Annotated in this window: 12 protein-coding genes; 9 read left to right on the forward strand and 3 right to left on the reverse strand. The window is 34.0% G+C overall.

Annotated elements, in window-relative coordinates; translation table 11 throughout:
* Window positions 1–73: 73 nt before the first annotated feature.
* Window positions 74–490: a hypothetical protein gene (locus tag Q0975_RS06755; protein WP_299434657.1), complete on the reverse strand. Its 417-nt coding sequence runs from the start codon at window positions 488–490 to the stop codon at window positions 74–76.
* Between the two features lie 139 nt (window positions 491–629).
* Here Q0975_RS06755 and Q0975_RS06760 point away from each other — a divergent pair, with 139 nt between their 5' ends.
* Window positions 630–1,085 carry a GAF domain-containing protein gene (locus Q0975_RS06760; protein ID WP_299434659.1) on the forward strand — a complete coding sequence of 152 codons (456 nt, stop codon included), beginning with the start codon at window positions 630–632 and terminating at the stop codon, window positions 1,083–1,085.
* A gap of 13 nt (window positions 1,086–1,098) precedes the next feature.
* On the opposite strand, the gene Q0975_RS06765 is transcribed toward Q0975_RS06760, so the two are convergent.
* Complete coding sequence (locus Q0975_RS06765; RefSeq protein ID WP_299434661.1) at window positions 1,099–2,139, reverse strand: UDP-glucose--hexose-1-phosphate uridylyltransferase; 1,041 nt, start codon at window positions 2,137–2,139, stop codon at window positions 1,099–1,101.
* 2 nt (window positions 2,140–2,141) lie between these two features.
* Window positions 2,142–3,284 carry a galactokinase gene (gene galK / locus Q0975_RS06770; protein ID WP_299434662.1) on the reverse strand — a complete coding sequence of 381 codons (1,143 nt, stop codon included), beginning with the start codon at window positions 3,282–3,284 and terminating at the stop codon, window positions 2,142–2,144.
* Between the two features lie 164 nt (window positions 3,285–3,448).
* Here galK and Q0975_RS06775 point away from each other — a divergent pair, with 164 nt between their 5' ends.
* The 8 genes from Q0975_RS06775 to Q0975_RS06810 all read left to right on the forward strand — a co-directional run bounded on the left by Q0975_RS06775 (window position 3,449) and on the right by Q0975_RS06810 (window position 20,536).
* Window positions 3,449–4,135, forward strand: coding sequence for an NUDIX domain-containing protein (locus tag Q0975_RS06775; protein ID WP_299434665.1), 687 nt, complete (start codon window positions 3,449–3,451; stop codon window positions 4,133–4,135).
* Window positions 4,136–4,180: 45 nt separating this feature from the next.
* Window positions 4,181–5,197, forward strand: a complete 1,017-nt coding sequence (locus Q0975_RS06780; protein WP_299434667.1) for a GntR family transcriptional regulator — start codon at window positions 4,181–4,183, stop codon at window positions 5,195–5,197.
* Between the two features lie 309 nt (window positions 5,198–5,506).
* Window positions 5,507–8,578, forward strand: coding sequence for a TonB-dependent receptor (locus tag Q0975_RS06785; RefSeq protein ID WP_299434669.1), 3,072 nt, complete (start codon window positions 5,507–5,509; stop codon window positions 8,576–8,578).
* A gap of 21 nt (window positions 8,579–8,599) precedes the next feature.
* Window positions 8,600–10,189 carry a RagB/SusD family nutrient uptake outer membrane protein gene (locus Q0975_RS06790; RefSeq protein ID WP_299434671.1) on the forward strand — a complete coding sequence of 530 codons (1,590 nt, stop codon included), beginning with the start codon at window positions 8,600–8,602 and terminating at the stop codon, window positions 10,187–10,189.
* Between the two features lie 110 nt (window positions 10,190–10,299).
* A complete protein-coding gene (locus tag Q0975_RS06795; protein ID WP_299434673.1) occupies window positions 10,300–13,662 on the forward strand; it encodes a VCBS repeat-containing protein in 3,363 nt (1,120 codons plus the stop codon).
* The gene (locus Q0975_RS06800) at window positions 13,643–15,460 is read left to right on the forward strand and encodes a glycoside hydrolase family 36 protein (RefSeq protein WP_299434675.1); all 1,818 of its coding nucleotides are present in this window, start codon (window positions 13,643–13,645) and stop codon (window positions 15,458–15,460) included. Before Q0975_RS06795 ends, Q0975_RS06800 begins: the two co-directional genes overlap by 20 nt.
* 204 nt (window positions 15,461–15,664) lie before the next feature.
* Window positions 15,665–18,844, forward strand: coding sequence for a glycerol kinase GlpK (gene glpK, locus Q0975_RS06805; protein WP_299434677.1), 3,180 nt, complete (start codon window positions 15,665–15,667; stop codon window positions 18,842–18,844).
* A 45-nt stretch (window positions 18,845–18,889) separates the two neighbouring features.
* Complete coding sequence (locus tag Q0975_RS06810; protein WP_299434679.1) at window positions 18,890–20,536, forward strand: solute:sodium symporter family transporter; 1,647 nt, start codon at window positions 18,890–18,892, stop codon at window positions 20,534–20,536.
* Window positions 20,537–20,555 lie beyond the last annotated feature (19 nt).

Genomic DNA, 20,555 nt, shown 5'->3' on the forward strand with positions numbered 1-20,555 from the left:
ATAACAAAACCTATGACTATTTTGACAACAATAGCTTAGCACTACTTTTGTCAAACAATAACAATAGTCTAAATCAAATCAGGAAAGTCTCATGTAGAATGAGCATATCTGTAACCCGTTCGGGTGGAGAATACTCCTCATATATCAAATACTTTTCTTTTGGTAAAGAAAAAAGCTCTGTGTAAGCATGTAAAAATGATATTAAAAATATTTTCTGAGGAAAATCTATTTGTTCAAAAGAAATTTTAAGCTCATCCTGTCCTTCCAGGACAATAATCTCATCTTTACAACAAGATTTTCTTTTCATTTCTATGTTTTGATCATCAGAATGATCCATCATTTCCATTCCACAATCCTTGGCTTTAGAAAACACTGCTACATCTACTAAAAAGCGGCCACAATAATGCTTTTCTACTGTAAAGGAAAAAGTAGATAGCAATACCAGACAAACTAATATTAGAGATGTAATTTTCTGAAAACCTTTTTTCATGTTATGAACAAAAATACATAATATTTAAAGAATCGCTATTTTTTTGCATTTCTATTAGAAATTTTTAACAAAACAATACCATTATAAAAATCCGACAATTTTAAATATTTTAAATACTTTTGCCGAAAAATTGTAAGGAATGCTATTTGAAGAATTAAAACCAAAGGTTATTAACATACTTGAAAATGAAAGTAATGCAGTAACCGATAGACTACATGAAATCTGTCAATTACTAAATAAGACTATTGAATACTATGATTGGGTTGGTTTTTATTTTAAAAATGGTGATAAAGAAGAATTAAAACTAAGAACTTACGTTGGTGAGGAGACTGATCATACCATTATACCTTTTGGTAAAGGAATCTGTGGTCAGGTAGCAATATCTAATGAGAACTTTATAGTTCCAGATGTTCAAGCTCAAGATAATTATATTGCTTGCAGTTTTAAAGTGAAATCCGAGATAGTTGTTCCACTCTTTAAAGACGGAGAGAACATAGGACAAATAGATGTCGATTCTGAAACTTCAGACCCTTTCTCAGAAAAGGATGAAAGGTTTCTTGAATTTGTAAATCAGGAAGTGGCTAAAGTTTTATAATTAACTACTATACTTATAGTTGTAAAGAGTAATGCTCTAAAGGTTGCTCTATTATTATTTTTGCCGCCTGCTCCGCTGTAATATCGCGCTGTGGATTAGCAAACATTTCATAACCTACCATAAATTTTTTTACCGTAGCTGATCTCAATAGTGGTGGGTAAAAAGACATATGCATATGCCATTCTTCATGAGCGGATCCATCCGTCGGAGCTTGATGTATTCCTGCAGAGTAGGGAAATGAAGTTTTAAAAATATTATCGTATTTAGTTGTCAGTGATTTTATAATCTCTGCAAAACTTACTAATTCCTCTTTGGTTAATTGATCTATACTTTTCCTATTTCTTCTTGGGATAATCATGGTTTCATAAGGCCAAATAGCCCAATACGGAACCAAAGCTACAAAATGATCATTCTCTATCAACACTCTTTTTTTAAGTTCTAATTCTTGTTTCAAGTATGATCCGAGCAATGATTTTTTATGCACTTCCCAATACTTTTTTTGTTCTTTCGTTTTCTTTTTAATTTCCTCAGGAATAGAGCCTTGAGCCCATATTTGTCCATGTGGATGTGGATTACTACAGCCCATTATTGCTCCCTTATTTTCAAAGATCTGGATGTAATTAATATCTTTCATATTACCCAAATTGATATACTCTTCCTGCCATAACTGAATCACAGAAGTAATCTCTTCAACTTTCATTATAGGTAATGTAAGTGAATGATTCGGTGAAAAACAAACCACTTTACAAATTCCTATCTCAGCATCTGCCTTCAACAAATTATCTCGATATTTTGTCTTAGGAATGTCTTCTAATAAAGCAGAAAAATCATTAGTAAATGAAAAAGGCTTATCATAATCTGGGTTTATAGCTCCACTTGCCCTAAGATTTCCTGGACACAGGTAACAACTTTCTTCATAAGGAACTTCAGAAAACTTGCTTGGTTCTTCATTTTTTCCTTGCCATGGCCTTTTAGTTCTATGTGGCGACACTAATACCCATTCACCTGTTAGAATATTAAATCTTCTATGTGGATTGTCATTAAAATCTTGCATACTTATGACTGTATTAAAGTTCCTGGACTTGGAACCGTGATAAAAGAGGTTAAATCAATTTCGAATTGTTTTTTATACGCTTTTTTGACATTTAGAATGTAATCACTAACACTATCAGCATGTACTAAATTTATGGTACATCCTCCAAAACCACCACCCATCATTCTACAACCAATAACTCGCTCATAATCTTCAGAAAAATCAACCAAAAAATCTAATTCAGGGCAACTCACTTCATACTTATGTTGTAACCCTCTATGAGACTGATACATTAATTCTCCAAAACTTTCTAAATCTCCTTTTTCTAATAATTCTGAAGCCCGAAGCACTCGATTATTTTCTTCAATTATATAATAAGCTCTCTGATAAAGAACATCAGTAAGATCATCTCTAAATTCATCTAACATACTTTTAGTTACGTCTCTAAGAGATTTGACTTTGTTATATGTTTTAGAAATAATTTCTATTACCCTCTCACATTCTTCTCGACGTGTATTATATTCACTAGATGCTAGATTATGTGAGACGTTGGTATTGAGTAATAAAACCTTGTAGGGTTCAAAATTAGCATCAATTAATCGATAATGTTTTGATTTACAATCCAGAAGAATTACTTTCTTATCCTCACTCATCACAGATGCAAATTGATCCATGATCCCACACTTTGTGCCAACATAGTTATGTTCTGCACGTTGTGAAAGCTCAACAAGTTCTATTTTAGAAAGATTAAGATTAAAAAGTTCGTTAAGTCCATATGCTAACCCACATTCCAAAGCGGCAGAAGAACTAATTCCTGCACCAATGGGTAATTGACTATCAATAATACAATCAAACCCTTTTACTCTATCAGAAATTTTAGAGATTTCACTAAGCACTCCTACTATATAATTTTCCCATTCTTCAGTACTTGGTTTTAGTCTGTTTAAATTAATTGTAAGAATTTTATCATAGGTTGAACTGTACACCTTACACAGATGATTGGAATCATTTTTCTGTAATGAGAATATGATTTTTTTATCTATTGCAGTAGGCATCACAAACCCATTATTATAATCGGTATGCTCACCAATAAAATTAATTCTTCCTGGAGAGTGAACAACCAACTCTGACTTAAAACCTTTTACAAAACTCTTATTTATTGCCATTTTTCAATCTAATTTGATAAATAGGATCCAGACAAACACCCATTTTTATTCTGAAAATCAAACAAATATAATAAATGTATTTTTTACATTTATTGTTAATGCTGTATTTTTTACTAATTTGCGTCTAAATATATTTCGGATAATAACACCTGTTAACTAATAGCATGAACTCATACCAAGAAAAAGATAAATTTTATGTTGCTGTTGATTGTATCATTTTTGGGTTTGAAGACGGAAAACTAAAGTTGTTAGTTTTTAATCGAAAAATAAATCCTTTCAAAGATTCATTATCCTTAATTGGCAGTTTTGTGAAAATTGGAGAAAGTGTTTCTGACGCCTCAAAAAGAATTCTTGAAGAATTTACAGGTCTAAGAAATGTATATATGAAAGAACTAAAAACATATAGCTCGGTGGACAGAGATCCAGGATATCGTTGTATATCTGTAGCGCAATATGCATTAATCCGGATTCATAAAAGTATAAAAAAAATAGTAGAACAAAACGAAGCACAGTGGTTCGAAGTACAGGAACTCCCCGCGTTAATACTGGATCATAATCAAATGACAACGGATGCTTTACGAAGAATTGAAGAACTTGCGAGGTATCGGCCTATCGGTTTTGAGCTTTTACCAGAGAAATTTACCATCCCTCAACTACAAGCACTTTATGAAGCAATTTATAGAAGAACATTAGACCCCAGAAATTTCAGAAAAAAAATACTCTCTTTTGATGTAATTATCAAGCTAGATGAAAAAGATAAAACTAGCTCTAAAAAAGGAGCCTTTTTATATAAGTTTGACCGTGATAAATACCAAAAACTACAAGAATCCGGATATAATTTTGAAATCTAGTATTTAAGCTTAATTTTATGCCAACCAGAATACACAATTATTAATATGTCACCGCTACTGCAAAAAATATATGATCTACAGGATATAAACACTATATCCAAACATGAACAAATTGTGCATGGTATCATAGGAGCAATTGATTCTGGAATTCTGAAAGTCGGTGATAAGCTTCCTTCTATTAATGAAATGGTAGCAGAAGTCGGATATGCTAGAAAAACATTTGTAAAAGCATATACGGAATTAAAAGAACGGGGACTTGTAGAGTCTAAAAACCTTAAAGGCTATTATATCATTAGCGAAGAAACAAATGTCACCTTAAAAGTTGCATTAATTCTATTTGCCTTCCATAGTTTCCAAGAAGATTTTTATAATACTTTTAGAAAAGAACTTGGTAAAAGATATCATATTGATATCTTTTTTCATCATAATAACCTTTCACTATTTAAGACAATACTGGATAACATCTCCCGCAAATACGGAATGTATGTGGTCGCACCTATACAGCAAAAGGAAGTGCCTTCTTTGTTAAAGCAGATTTCTTCAAACCGGTTGTTAATTGTAGACCGTTATTTAAAAATGCCTAAAGATTATTCTTTTATTTCTCAGGAGTTTGAAGAAGTTACTTATCAAAAACTGGTAGAACTCACTCCACAGATAAAAAAATACAATAGATTCGTATTATTTTTTAAAGAAAACTCAGATTTCCCTCCAGAAATTTTACTTGCATTTAATCGATTTGTTAAAGATTATGATATTAATGGGGAAGTTGTTGAAAGTTACGATGCTACTACTTTACTGAAGAATACAGTGTACTTTTTTATTAGCGATAATCAGCTATGGAAAGTACTAAAAGATGCTCGAAAAATGGAATACCGAATTGGATCTGATATTGGTATCCTCGCACACAATGATAACATTGTAAAAGAAATTGCTTTTGGGGGAATAACGACAATTTCTACGGATTTTACACAGATTGCAAAAAAAGCAGCAGTTTTTGTAAAAGAAGGAAATCCTATTCAGGAAATAGTTCCCACATACTTAAGACAACGTAATTCTCTTTAACCTTATCCACAACTCCGAGGTTTTAACATATTTCTATAAAAACCGATTCTTCAATACACCATAATTCTGTGTGTTATATACTACAAAGTTTTCATCTTGAGAATTTCACAACACCTGCATTCTTTACCTGTCATATTTTCATATTTTAAACTATTTAATTAACTATTATATAAAAAATTATGATTTTAAGTTTTGATATAAAAATAAATGCTTTACATTTGCATAGTAGCATAGAGTATCATAGCACAATAAAATACTCTGATCTAACTTTCAACTCAGAAAAGAACTATTAACAAACACACAAATCATATGAAGCGAAAAGTATTCAATCGGATTATGATGTTACTCATTGGACTTACAACCACCTGTATTAGTGCTCAGCAAACTATCACAGGAACAGTAAGTGAACCTAACGGTCCATTACCAGGAGTAAACATTTTAGTAAAAGGCACTGATAATGGTACAACTACAGATTTTGACGGTAAATACACCCTAAACAATGTAGTCGATGATGCCATTTTAATATTTAGTTATGTAGGTTTTATTACTACAGAAGTACCTGTAAATGGTCAAACTACAATAGACATTACACTTCAAGAAGATGCTGCAGCTCTTGATGAAATAGTAATTGTTGGATATGGTTCACAATCTAAAAGAGATGTTACCGGTGCTATCTCCCAGATCAAGTCTGAAGATATTGCACAGGTTGTTACGGCAAACCCTACTTCAGCCTTACAAGGTAAGCTTGCAGGAGTTCAGGTAGAAACAGCAGGTGGAGCACCTGGAAGTCCCGCCAATGTTTTTGTGCGTGGGGTAAGTTCTTTAACTAACTCCTTTCCCCTATATGTAGTTGACGGTGCCATTTCTGATAATATAAATTTCTTAAATGCAAAAGACATTGTAAATCTTCAAGTGTTAAAAGACGCAACATCCGCAGCAATATATGGTTCCCGTGCTGCAAATGGAGTGATTATAGTTACTACCAATAGAGGTAAACAAAACTCTTCTCCTACTGTAAATATTGATATACGAAGTGGAGTTAACACACAACCCAAAAAACTTGATTTACTTAATGGCTCCGAGTATATCACCTTTCTTAACCAACGTAGAATTAACGATGGTCTTGCTGGGAACATTCCTGATCCAGGAATCGATACAGATTTTCAAGATTTGAGCATCAACTCAGGTACAATTCAAGATTTTGGATTTAATATATCTGGTGGAGGTGAAAACTCAAAATACTTTTTTAGTGCTAATTATTACGATGAAGAAGGATTATTAATCAGTGAAGAATTTAACCGTAAAAACGTACGTCTAAATAGTGAATTTAAAATAGGAAGGCTTAAAATTCAAGAATCTTTCGGGTTTTCAGAAAATCGATTTACCCGTAATAATGCTTTTGGAAATCAAGGAGGTACTGTTCCTATTATTCGTCCTTTCGCTCCTGAAAATGAAGGTGGATTTGAGGCTATTAATGATCCTATTTTTGGAATTGGAGGGACTAATAAATTTGCAAACGCACAATTAGTTAATGATCAAAATACAGAACGTAATTTTCTAGGAAATATGAATTTTTCCTATGAAATCATAGAAGGACTTACTGCTAAACTCAATGTGGGGACTGAATACACTAATTTTTACAGAAATACATTTCAACCCACATTCTTTCAGAGTAATATAGATAGTGAGACAAATGCGAATCCCCTCAATGACCTTACTGAAGTAAGAGGAGAACGCTATGCTACAAATGTCGAGCCTACTCTTAATTATAAAAAAAGTCTTGGAGAACATAATTTTGATGTTCTCATAGGAGGTGCTCGCCAAGACATTACTACAAATACACTTGCTGTTTATGCCGAAGGGCTTCCTAGTAATAATATCACTAATATATCTCAGTTTACTGATAATATTATAAATTCAGGTGGAGGGCGTTTTGATAATAAACTTTTCTCAACTTTTGGACGTGTAAACTATAATTACAAGCAAAAATATCTGTTTACCGCTATAGTACGTCGTGATAAAACTTCTCTTTTTGCGGATGGATTTAATACAGGTACATTCCCTTCTTTCTCCGTCGGATGGGTCATTAGTGACGAAGGCTTCTTTAATCAAGACGGACTCATTAATTCGCTCAAATTTAGAGCTGGATATGGAGAATTAGGATCTCAAAATGTGGATCCTTTTTCAAATCAATCCGTAGTAGAACCAAATTCTCCGATCACGGTTGGAGGTTCTTCAGGTCAAATTCCTGGATTTGCTATTACAAGTTTAGTAGACCCTACCTTAAGTTTTGAAACATCAAAAACTATTAATTTTGGTGTAGACACTTCATTATTAGACAATAACTTAAAACTAAGTTTAGATTATTTTAATAGAGATAATGAAGATGTGATCCAAGCTGTCGCGATTCCAGATTCTAATGGATCCGTAAACCCTGTATTTCAAAATGCTTCATCTATTAATAATAAAGGTTTTGAATTTGAAGCAGCTTACAGCCATGATAAAGGCGGTGATTTCACCTTCAATGTAGGTTTCAATATCTCTGCAATCCAAAACGAATTAACAGACTCCCCAAACCCAATTGTAGGTCCTTCATATAATGAAGAAGGATTAAGAGCCAATCGTTTTGAGGTTGGACAACCTTTGGGATTTTTCTTTGGGTTTAGGACAGATGGAATCTATAATGACCAAGCAGAAATAGACAACGATCCTTTTCTCGCTAATGATCCAGATCGAAGAGCATTGCTGCAACCAGGGGATTTTAGAAGAGTAGATATTAATAATGATGGTAGAATAAATGATGAAGATCAGACTTCTTTGGGTGATCCGACACCAGATTTCACGTATGGTATTAACCTGTCTGTAAATTATAAAAACTGGGATGTCGGAGCCTTTTTTAATGGAGTTCAGGGAAACGAAATTTATAATGTTACCAAATTCTTTGGGTACTTTTTCCTGGATGATAACAAATTTGGAATTGTAAGGGATGCGTATACTCCTGAGAACCCAAATACAAATCTTCCTCGGGTAACAACACAAGATACTGCTGGAAATCAGCTTCCATCAGATTTCTTTGTAGAAGATGGTTCTTTTTTCCGCCTGAAAACACTTGAAATAGGATACAACTTTAATGATTTTATAGGAAAAGAATGGGTCTCTAATGCTAGAGTATTTGCAAATGTTCAGAATGTATTTACTATTACAAATTATTCCGGATATGACCCCGAAATAGGATCCAACAATAGTGGATTAGGAACTAATCGTGGTTTCTTTGGTTTTACACCATTAACCAGTGCTGATTCTGTTTTTGACAGAGGACTTGACGTAAGGGCGCAACCTAGGCCTCGTACCTTTACAATTGGGATACAAATGTCATTTTAAAAACACACAAAAGAATACGATATGAAAACAATTAAAAAACTATTTCCTTTTATAACGCTATTACTTTTTGTAGTAATGTATTATAGCTGTAACGAAGAAGACCTTAACATTTCAAATCCCAATAATGTAGCAGAACCCGAGTTCTTCCAAACGGAAAATGACTTTAGACTAGCTGTAAACGGTATGTATCATCCTATAACCGCTGTTTTATTTTGGGGACGAGTTATCCATACAGGTGCTATGTTACGATCAGATGCCTATAACGTAATCCCATTCCAACAAAACACGACTATGTCTACATTAGAAGGTCAGCCTGGCATCTCTAGATGGGCGGTAGACTTATATCCTCAATTATATCAATCTATCGCTAGAGCTAATAGAATTATTGAAGAAGATGCAGAAAATGGTGTGCTATCAGGAGAAGTTCAAAACGAAATTTTAGGGCAAGCACATTTTCAACGTGCATTCTGTAATTGGTATTTATTAAATCTTTTTGGAACTGCTCCACTTGTTATGCAAACACCTGACACGCAAAACCCAGAAGAATTCTTTCCTTCTAACGCAACACCAGCAATGTTTAATGAAGCAATCATCGCGGACCTTACTGAAGCAGTGAACAGGCTTCCGCAATCTTGGGGAACAAATGATGTAGGACGTCCTACCAGAGGAGCAGCACTCGCATTACGAGGAAAAACCTATTTATACATGGAAGATTGGACAAATGCAGTTACGGACTTTACCGAAGTGACTACACTAGGATATTCTTTACTTCCTTCTGAGAATTATAGGAATAATTTTTCGTCTAACTCTTCTGTAGAAAATAATTCAGAATCTGTATACGAACTTCAATATGTAGAACAAGACAATTTTGTTTGGGGAGCAGATTCACCACTTACAGGATCTCAATCCAATTGGTACATTGATTACTCTCCTCCACATGTAAGTTTAGATCAAGGACATGTGATAAATCCACATATTCTTCAAATTTTTGAAGATAATGGAGATATGGTAAGAAGAAATGCAACCATCGCCTTTGATTATCCCGGAGCTACTGGATATGGAGGAGCTCCGTTTATAGAAGATTTTGCTCCAAGCATCGAAATTGCAGAAAATCTAGGAGTTCCAGCTCTATTTTCAAGGAAATACGCAGGTTTAGATGAAGGTTTATCTAGCGCAGAAATTCCTGGTTTTGGACATACATTAGGAACTAACTGGAGAATCATACGGTATGCTGATGTATTATTAATGCTTGCCGAAGCTCTTAATGAAAATGGTGCCACACCAAATGCCATACCATTTATCAATCAAGTTAGAGAACGCGCACAGATTACTCTATTACCTAATACATTATCCAAAGAAGAAGTAGAACAAGCTATTATAGATGAACGGGTTATGGAATTAACCGGCGAAGGACATCGCTTTTTCGATTTAGTACGTTGGGAATTAGCGGATGATATATTAGGTCCTGGTTCTACTGTAGCAGGAGGTCGTCATCCTAAATCTCTTGCAGGATCAGCAGCTGTATTTACTACTGGACAAGATGAACTTTTATGGATTCCATTACCAGAATTACAAGCCAATCCTAACTTGGATCAAAATGATGGATACTAAACGATAGTATAAGTAATTGTTTGATTGTAATGTTTTTATTGTTTTAGTCAGCCAAGCAAACTTTTCCCTGGGTTTGCTTGGTTTTGAAAATTTTCTAAATCTATCTTTTTTTGAAAAAAACTCTTATATATATAACGCTAATTCTTTTGTTATCTAATTGTAAAAATCAGGTAGGAGAAAATCACCTCTTTACATTTATACCACAATCGCACTCCAACATTAGTTTTGAAAATACGATTACAGAAAATGATCAAATTAATGTCATCGATTTTCAATATTGTTATAATGGAGGAGGAGTTGGCATAGGTGATTTTAATAATGACGGCTTACCTGATATTATTTTTACAGGAAATCAGGTATCCAGTAAATTATATCTAAATCAAGGAAATTTAAAATTTAAAGATGTCTCGGTTACATCCAATTTTGAAACAAACACGTGGATTACTGGGGTGAGCATTATTGATATCAACACAGACGGGTTAGATGACATCTATCTTAATGTTGGTGGCGCAAACTGTAATAATGATTGTAATAATTTATTATTTATAAATAAAGGAGTTAATGATGAAGGCATCCCTTCTTTTGAAGAAGAAGCTTCAACTTATGGATTAGATGATGGAAATTACAGTCAACAAACCTTATTTTTTGATTATGATACCGATGGTGACCTTGATGCCTATATTGTACATAATGGCAATACTAAAAGAGACAGAAACGCACCTATTCCTAAAAAATACCTTCCAGTACATCTATCAGATTATTTATTAGAAAACAAAACCATAGAGAGTACCAATCAAATATACTTCTCTAATGTTTCCGATAGTTTAGGTATTATTCATAAAGGATTCGGGTTAGGTGTAGCTATAAATGATTTTAATAATGACAATTTACCTGATATCTATGTAAGTAATGATTTTATAACTAATGACTTATTATACCTTAACAAAGGTATTGATGCTAATGGACTGCATCTCGGTTTTGATGAAATCAATCAACAAATTCTATCAAAACAAACCTATAATGCCATGGGCGTTGACATAGCAGATATCAATAATGATATTTTACCCGATATTCTGGTAGTAGATATGCTTCCGAAAGATTATGAACGCCAAAAGAAAATGTTAGGTTCCAATAATTATGATAAATATTTATTGTCTCAGAGAAATGGGTACACTCCTCAATATATTCATAACACCTTACAACTGCACAATGGTTTTATTAATGACCAAATAATACCCGCATCAGAAATTGGATTTGCCTCAGGTATTGCCAGTACAGATTGGAGTTGGGCTCCACTTATAGCGGATTATGATAATGATGGAAACAAAGATATTTATATCACTAATGGTTATGTAAAAGACATTACGGATTTAGATTTTGTCAATTACTCCCAACAGAATAACATCTTTGGAACCCCAAAAGCTCGAAATGAAAAATTCAAAAACTTGGTCGAAAAACTTCCAGGGATACATCTTCCAAATGTAATGTTTCAGAATAGTGGAAATATTCAATTTGAAGATGTTTCCTCTCAATGGATTAAAAATCTAAATTCATACTCTAATGGTTCTGCTTATGCTGATTTAGATATGGATGGCGACCTGGATCTCATCGTAAATAATATTAATAGTCCAGCTTTTATTTTAGAAAATCACACTTCTGATACTGGCAAAAACTTTTTGAGAGTACAATTAGGAGGTACTCTTAAAAACAAAAATGGAATAGGTGCAAAAATCACCTTATGGGAAAACGGCATCAAACAAATACAATATCAGTCAATTGTTAAAGGATATTTATCATCCGTTGAACCTATTATTCATTTTGGAATACACTCAAAAAAAGCGGATTCATTACTAGTAACTTGGCCAGATGGCAACATCTCAAAATTGAAAAATGTCTCTTCCAACCAAGTTCTCACTATCAATCATCAGAAATCTTCAATAAAGAAATCGAAAAAAAACAATAGTTTCCTTTTTGAAAAAGGGAAAAACATCTTCTCATACTCACATCAAGAAAATCATCTAAATGACTATGCCATACAATCTTTGTTAAGTCATCAATTTAATGCTTCGGGGCCTTGCATTACATCGAGCAATCTTGATAATATGGAAGGTGATGAGATTTTTATTGGAGGTAGTAAAGGCAAGCCTGGTTTCCTTTTTACTGAAGCTGATAACGGAACTTACCAACCTAGTCAAGAATTTGATGCTATGTACGAAGACACCGCTTCTTTATTTATTGACTTAGATAATGATGGTGATAAAGATTTATATGTTGGAAGTGGAGGAACAGATGCAGGACGCAACGAAGAATTACTTCAGGATAGAATATATCGTAACAATGGAAAAGGATTGTTTTCTAAAATTGAAAACAATAACATTTCCAAAATTAAAACAAATACAAGCTGTGTAGTCGCCAATGATATAGATTCTAATGGATATCAAGATATTTTTATTGGTGGTGGTGTATCACCAGGTAAATATCCTCTTTCTACTCCAAGTTATATAATAACCAATCAACAAGGAAACTTATCCGTAAACGATAAGATCTCATTTTCTATTCCAGGAATCGTAACAGATGCGGTTTGGGCAGACATCAACAATAACAATACTAAAGAGCTTATTGTAGTCGGACAATGGATGCCTATTAGTATATATGACATTAAAAAAGACAGTGCAAAAGAAATCCCAATACATTGGCAGGACGCGGAAGGAAAACCAATAAACATGTCTGGTTGGTGGAATAATATTACCATGGCAGATTTTGATAATGATGGGGATCAAGATATACTTGCAGGAAATCAAGGAATCAATGGATTCATAAAGCCAATTCCTAATCAACCTGTATATATCTACACAAAAGATTTTGACGGTAACGGTAGTATTGATCCTGTTTTAGCTCAATATTTTGAAACTTCAGACGGAACTTCTCTAAAACCTATTCATACTAGAGATGATATCATGAAACAATTGGTAAGCTTAAAAAAGGTATATCCTACCTATGACAAATTCTCTAAAGCTAGTTTTGAAGAATTACTAAATATCAAAAATCTAAAAACTGAAACCCTCAGCGCTCATATATTCCAATCAATTTATGCAGAAAACATAGGTAATAACACTTTTAGAGTTATTCATTTACCTCAAGTTTGTCAGACATCTCCTATCAATGATTTTCTGGTTGGAGATTGGGATCTTGATGGTTTTAAAGATGTCCTGATTGTAGGTAATAATTATTCTGCCGAAGCCAATTATGGAAGACATGATGCAATGGTTGGAATCTATTTAAAAGGAACAAAAAATGGATTCATTCCTATAAAAAATAGCGAAAGTGGCTTTTTAGTACCAAAACAATCGAATCACATTGTCTCAGTCGAAAATAAGCACAATGAAAAATTAATTATTGCAACACAAAACAATGATAGTATCATCGTACACAAGATAAACGATAAAAAAAGCCATGTTTTGGCAAACAATTGATTTTGCCAAAATATCAAAGAATAAAAAACGCATGAAAGAAGCAATTACTTGCAATATAGAGGTGCTAAAGGAATCAGAGGATTTTCAGGTTGACATCTCTTTGCTCGAAGAACATAACGGAGTTTCCATTTACAATATTAATTTTTCTTCAGACTTAGAATTCCAACCTCAAAAAGTCACTTTTAAATGGAAAATTCCTGCAGTTAATGTAAAAGGTGTTTGGAAACCGACCACAGATTTTGCAAAAAGAATCATGGATGACTGGGAATTAGATCATATGGAATCTCGAATTTCTGTAGATTCTCCTGTGATTTCATTGTTTGGTCATGATGATAGTAATATAATAACCTTTGCTTGTTCGGATGCTATAAACACAAAAAAGCTAAACGCCTTATATAGAGAAGAAGATAATTGTATTTATTGCCACATTTCTTTTTTTACGGAAAGACATCATTCCATAACAAATTATAACGCTCAATTAAGGATTGATCAAAGGGATCAGCATTTCTCAGAATCTCTTAAAAATGTAGGGAAATGGTGGGAAAACTTTGAAAACCTCACTCCTGCTATTGTTCCAGATTTAGCAAAAGTACCTGTATATTCTACTTGGTATCAATTTCATCAAAAACTGGATATTAAAGACCTCCTTGAAGAATGCAAAATCGCTTCTACATTAGGATACGAATTGATCATTCTTGATGATGGTTGGCAAACAAAAGATGAAAACAGAGGGTACGATTACACTGGAGATTGGTATCCCGAAAGAATTCCTGATATGGAAGGCTTCGTTAATGAAGTTCATAAAACCGGCATGAAATTAGCGTTATGGTATTCTGTTCCTTTTTGCGGAAAAAAATCCAAAGCTTACAAGAAATTTAAGGACAAGTTTCTTACTGAAGAACATCGTTGGGCTCCAGTATTTGATCCAAGATATCCGGAAGTACGATCCTACCTTATCAGTTTATACGTAACCGCATTAACCACATGGAAAATTGATGGGTTCAAACTTGATTTTATAGACGAATTTAAAGTGTATCCCAGTACTAAACTAACAAAAGAAGACGGAAGGGATTACTCCTCAGTAAATCTGGCAGTAGATCGTTTAATGACCGACATAATTAGCTCATTACACGCCATTAAACCTAATGTTGTAATTGAATTTCGTCAGAAATATACTGGTCCTGCCATGCGTAAATATGGCAATATGTTTAGAGCGTTTGATTGTCCTGGAGATTCTGCCATGAATCGAGTACGCATTGCTGATATCAAAATGCTTTGTGGAAATACTGCTGTTCATAGTGATATGTTCACCTACCATAGAGAAGAGCCTCTAGAGATAAAAGCATTACAATTAGTGAACACCTTGTTCGGAGTTCCACAACTTTCCATTTTACTACAAAAAGCAACAGAAGATGAGTTATCTATGATTCGCTTTTACACACTCTATTGGAGAAATCACGCTAATGTTTTTTTAAATGGAAAGTTTACTCCTCATAAACCTTTGGCTAATTACCCTATCCTTAAATCCTCTTCAGAAGAGCTCACAATTATAGGATTGTATGATAATTATGTAATCAATTTTGAAGAAAAAACACATCAAATAGATATTATCAACGGACAATCGGATGCTAAAATTATAGTAAGTAGTACTAAAAATTATGGAGCATACCATTCTACTACTTATGATTGTACCGGAAAAAAGGTGACAGAATGTAACTTAATGATTCTCATCGGGGTTGTTCAAATAAAAGTCCCTCCTTGTGGATTAATTAGGTTAGAAAAAAATACAGGAACTTGAATTCTTTTCTAAAAACAATAAAAATGATCACCAAGCACATAAAAAAATAATACAAACGATTACATTTTTTTTAATTAGTAATTATTTTTTCTATTGCTTTAATAATTTAGATATTTATAAATAAATGGTTGACATCTTACAAAACATCTTCTTTTTTAAGATAATTACGAAAAAATATCTAGCAATAAAGCTTAACACCTTCTAATGAGTAAAAAATATATTATAGCATTTGATCAAGGCACGACGAGTACCAGAGCTATCATTTTTGATAATAGAGGTATCATTTGTGGCATTTCTCAAAAAGAATTAACCCAACATTACCCTAAATCGGGATGGGTAGAGCACGATCCTCTTGAGATTTTTAAACATCAACAGGAAGTCTTTGAAGAAGTATTATCCACATCTAAGATATCCATTGATGAAATTGCCGGAATTGGCATAACTAACCAAAGAGAAACGACTGTAGTTTGGGATAAAAACACAGGAGAACCCATACACAATGCAATTGTCTGGTTAGACAAGAGAACCTCGAAAATTTGTGAAAACCTTAAAGCAGCCGGACTCGAAGATTATGTCACTAAAAATACCGGACTCGTAATAGACTCTTACTTTTCAGGAACAAAATTAAAATGGATATTAGACAATGTAGCGGGTGCCAGAGAAAAAGCTGAAAAAGGAGCGTTATTATTTGGTACCATCGATACTTGGCTCATCTGGAAATTTACAAATGGGACTAAACACCTTACAGATCATTCTAATGCCTCTAGAACGATGCTGTATAACATTATACAACTAGAATGGGATAAGACAATGTTAACAGCATTAAACATCCCTGAGGCAATGCTTCCAGAGGTTCAACATTCCTCGTCGGATTTTGGAAGTATTTTATATCAAGGGAATGAAATTCCGATATATGGAGTAGCTGGTGATCAGCAAGCTTCATTATTTGGTCAAGGAGGATATAAGTCGGGAATCGCTAAAAACACATACGGAACAGGTTGTTTTTTATTATTAAATACTGGAAAAAAAGCGTATCAGTCAAAGAATGGTTTATTAACTACTTTATGTTGCAGTCTCCCTAATGATAAAATCAAATACGCTCTAGAAGGCAGTGTTTTTGTTGGAGGTGCTTCAGTACAATGGTTACGAGATAAATTACAAGTAATATCAAAAGCTTCTGAAACAGAAGAAATTTGTACATCTACTCCTTCTTCTGAAGGTTTATATGTAGTTCCTGCATTTGCAGGTTTAGGTGCACCACATTGGGACATGAATGCTAAAGGAGCCATATATGGACTAACATTAGATTCTGGAAAAAACGAAATCATAAAAGCTACTGTCGATGCCCTAGCCTATCAAACCCGTGATGTACTTGATGCAATGGTAGAAGATAGCGGTAAACTTATGAAAGAACTCAAAGTAGATGGCGGAGCATCTGCTAATAACTATTTAATGCAATTTCAGGCAGATATTCTTAATGTAGAAGTTGATCGACCTAAAATGTTAGAAGTAACAGCACTTGGTGCTGCATTCCTGGCAGGAATAAAAGCTGGGGTTTGGACCAAAAAGGATATCTCAAAAATTAGAATTGTTGATACCAGATTCAAACCCAAAATTACAGAGCATCAACGAAATCGAAAATATAGCGGATGGCAGGAAGCTGTAGAGCGCACAAAAACGGCCAACGCAACTATGCTCTCCGTAAAAGAAGAAGGGCCAATTCGTTTCTCGATACTCGATCGTGACAGACAATTACAACGGGCTCAAACAACCAAATATGATTTAATCATTATTGGAGGCGGGGTAACCGGAGCTGGTATTGCATTAGATGCTGCTTCCAGAGGACTAAAAGTATGTCTTGTTGAGAAAAATGATTTCGCATCAGGAACGAGTAATAAATCCACAAAACTTATTCACGGCGGATTACGTTATCTAAAACAAATGGAAATCGCTTTGGTAAAAGAATCCGGAAGTGAACGGGCAATGGTTCATAAACTCGCTCCTCATCTGGTAGTTCCAGAAAAGATGTTACTACCTCTCATAGAAGGAGGAACATATGGCAAAATGATGACTGCTATTGGGCTAAAAGTATATGATTTTCTTGCGAATGTAGAAGGAGATGATAAACGAAAAATGTTAAGCGTAGAAGAAACAATCGCCAAAGAACCTTTATTAAATAAAAGCAAACTTACTGGGGGAGGATATTATGCAGAATATCGTACAGATGATGCCAGACTTACTGTAGAACTTTTGAAAAAAGCAGCTTCTTATGGAGCTAATATTATCAACTATTGTGAGATGACCACTTTTAATTATGATGATGAGGGAAAAATTAAAAGTCTAGAATGCCTAGATCACAATTCTCAAAAAAGATTTATTATAAAATCTCGAAACTATGTTTCTGCTGCAGGTCCTTGGGTGGATCTATTGCGTGAAAAGGATCATTCTATGAGCAGTAAGCACCTACACCTTACAAAAGGCGTACATATTGTGTTCTCCAGAGAACGTTTTCCACTTACACAATCTATCTATTTTGATGTTCCTGATGGAAGAATGATTTTTGCAATTCCGAGAGGACGCGCTACCTATGTCGGCACAACAGACACCAATTATAGTTCTAATTTAAATCGTGTGGTCGCCACAAAAGAAGATTCAAAATACTTGCTAGATGCTGTAAATAACATGTTTCCTACTGTAAATCTTACTCCAGATGATATTGAATCTAATTGGGCTGGTTTAAGGCCATTAATCCATGAGGATGGCAAAGATCCTTCAGAATTATCTAGAAAAGATGAGATTTTTGTTTCTAAAACTGGATTGATCTCTATAGCTGGAGGGAAACTTACAGGGTATCGCAAAATGGCACAAAGAGTTATTGATGCTGTTTTAAAAACAATGAGTGATAAGAAAAGAGAGCAATTTTCAAAATCATATACTCAAAATATACCGCTAACAAGTGATCCTTTAAAAGATACTCAAGAAGTCGATCAATATTTAGAAGAAGTTAATCAACAACTTAGAGATATCGGGATACAAGATGAATATTATGGTTGGTATTTGGCCACCACGTATGGCAAACAAGCAGATACCATTATCAATAAAGCAAGTTATTTCTTAAACGATTCTATCGAAGAAAAACTGATACGATCAGAAGTCTGGTATGGAGTACATCATGAGATGATCAATGGTTTAGCTGATTTTTTTGTACGAAGAACAGGAAGATTATATTTTGACATTGCCAGTGTTCGACACTATCGTTCTATGGTTCAAGAAGATCTAATAAAATATTTAGGATGGGATGAACATCGTTTGGAAAATGAAAACAAATACCTTGATTTGTTATTACAAGACGCTTCTACCTATTACGAACATGAAATTGCTTAAAAATAAAAACTTTTTGGGGCGCTATTAATAAAAAACTTTACAACTATGGGAATAATTTCATTTATTGGGTTCACACTATTAGTAGCAATATATGCCTGGTGGAAGACAAAAGATACTGATGAAAAGTCTGCTGATGGGTACTATCTAGGAGGAAGGAGTCTTGGTGCAATTACCATCGCAGGTTCATTGCTTCTTACCAATTTATCTGCAGAACAAATAGTAGGACTAAATGGACAAGCATTTACGGAAGGAATTCTTGTAATGGCGTGGGAAACATTAGCAGCTATTGCCATGGTATTTACGGCTATATGGTTACTTCCTAAATATATGAAAGGAGGTATAACTACAATTCCTGAGTTTATAGAAAAACGTTTTGACGAAAATACGAAAGCGATCTTATCTGTGTTATTTTTAATTGCATTTAGCATTGTATTGCTACCTACAATTCTCTATTCCGGATCCTTAGCTTTTAGTACTATGTTTGATTTACCATCTTTATTAGGTTGGTCTAAATCCGCTACCATTTGGCTTTGCGTATGGAGCATTGGATTGATAGGGATTATATATGCCATTTTTGGAGGCCTAAAAGCTGTAGCTGTATCAGATCTTATAAATGCTATAGGATTATTAATAGGTGGATTATTAATTCCATATTTTGGATTAAAGTTAATTGGTGATGGGAGTATGATGCATGGTATTAACACCCTATGGACAGAAAATCAAGATAAGTTTAATGTCACTGGAGGAGTTACTTCATCTATACCACTAGGAACTATTTTTACGGGAATGATGATAGCACAAATGTATTATTGGGGAACGAATCAATCTATATTACAACGTGTTTTTGGTGCAAAAAGTTTAAAAGAAGGGCAAAAAGGAATGATGCTGGCTGCCTTTGTGAAATTCTTAATTCCTGTAATCGTTGTACTACCTGGTATTATCGCCTGGAATGTATTTAATGGCGACCTAAGTTCAGCAGATCAAGCATATCCAGAACTCGTGCGCAAAGTACTCCCTCCTGCATTGCTTGGTTTTTTTGCCGCTGTGCTTTTTGGAGCAGTTTTAAGTTCATTCAATAGTTTATTGAATAGTAGTGCAACACTTTTTGGGTTTGATCTTTATAAGAAATTTTTTAAGCCTGATGCGAATGAACTTCAGACCGTAAAAGCTGGGAAATTATTTGGATTGGTTATCGCTATAATTTCTATGACCATTGCGCCATTTATCGCTAATGCCCCAGAAGGATTATTTTCTTATATACAGCAAGCATTAGGAAGTCTAAGTGTCCCGATTCTGGCAGTAGTAGTTATTGGTATTTTAACAAAGAAAGTACCTGCCATTGGAGCCAAGATAGTTTTAATTGCTGGAGTTCTTATGTACTTGATAAGCCTACTTGTTTTAGGTCCTCATTTTACTAGTGAAGCATTATCTGAAGCCATTAGCACAGGCATTACGGATCCCGATCAACTAGCCATTATTAAAGCTGAGGCGTACCCGCATTTCTTGCATATTATGGGAATTTTATTCGTAATTAATGTGGTTATTATGCTTATCATAGGAATGATAAAACCAAAAACAGATATATATGTTCCTATCACGACGGAAGCGATAGATACAACTCCTTGGAAATATGCCTTAATAACCGGAACACTCATTACTATTTTGGTAATCAGTACGTATTTAATATTCTGATAATTACTATGGGTATGTT

It is taken from the genome of uncultured Aquimarina sp. (genome assembly GCF_947500065.1).
Lineage (GTDB): Bacteria > Bacteroidota > Bacteroidia > Flavobacteriales > Flavobacteriaceae > Aquimarina.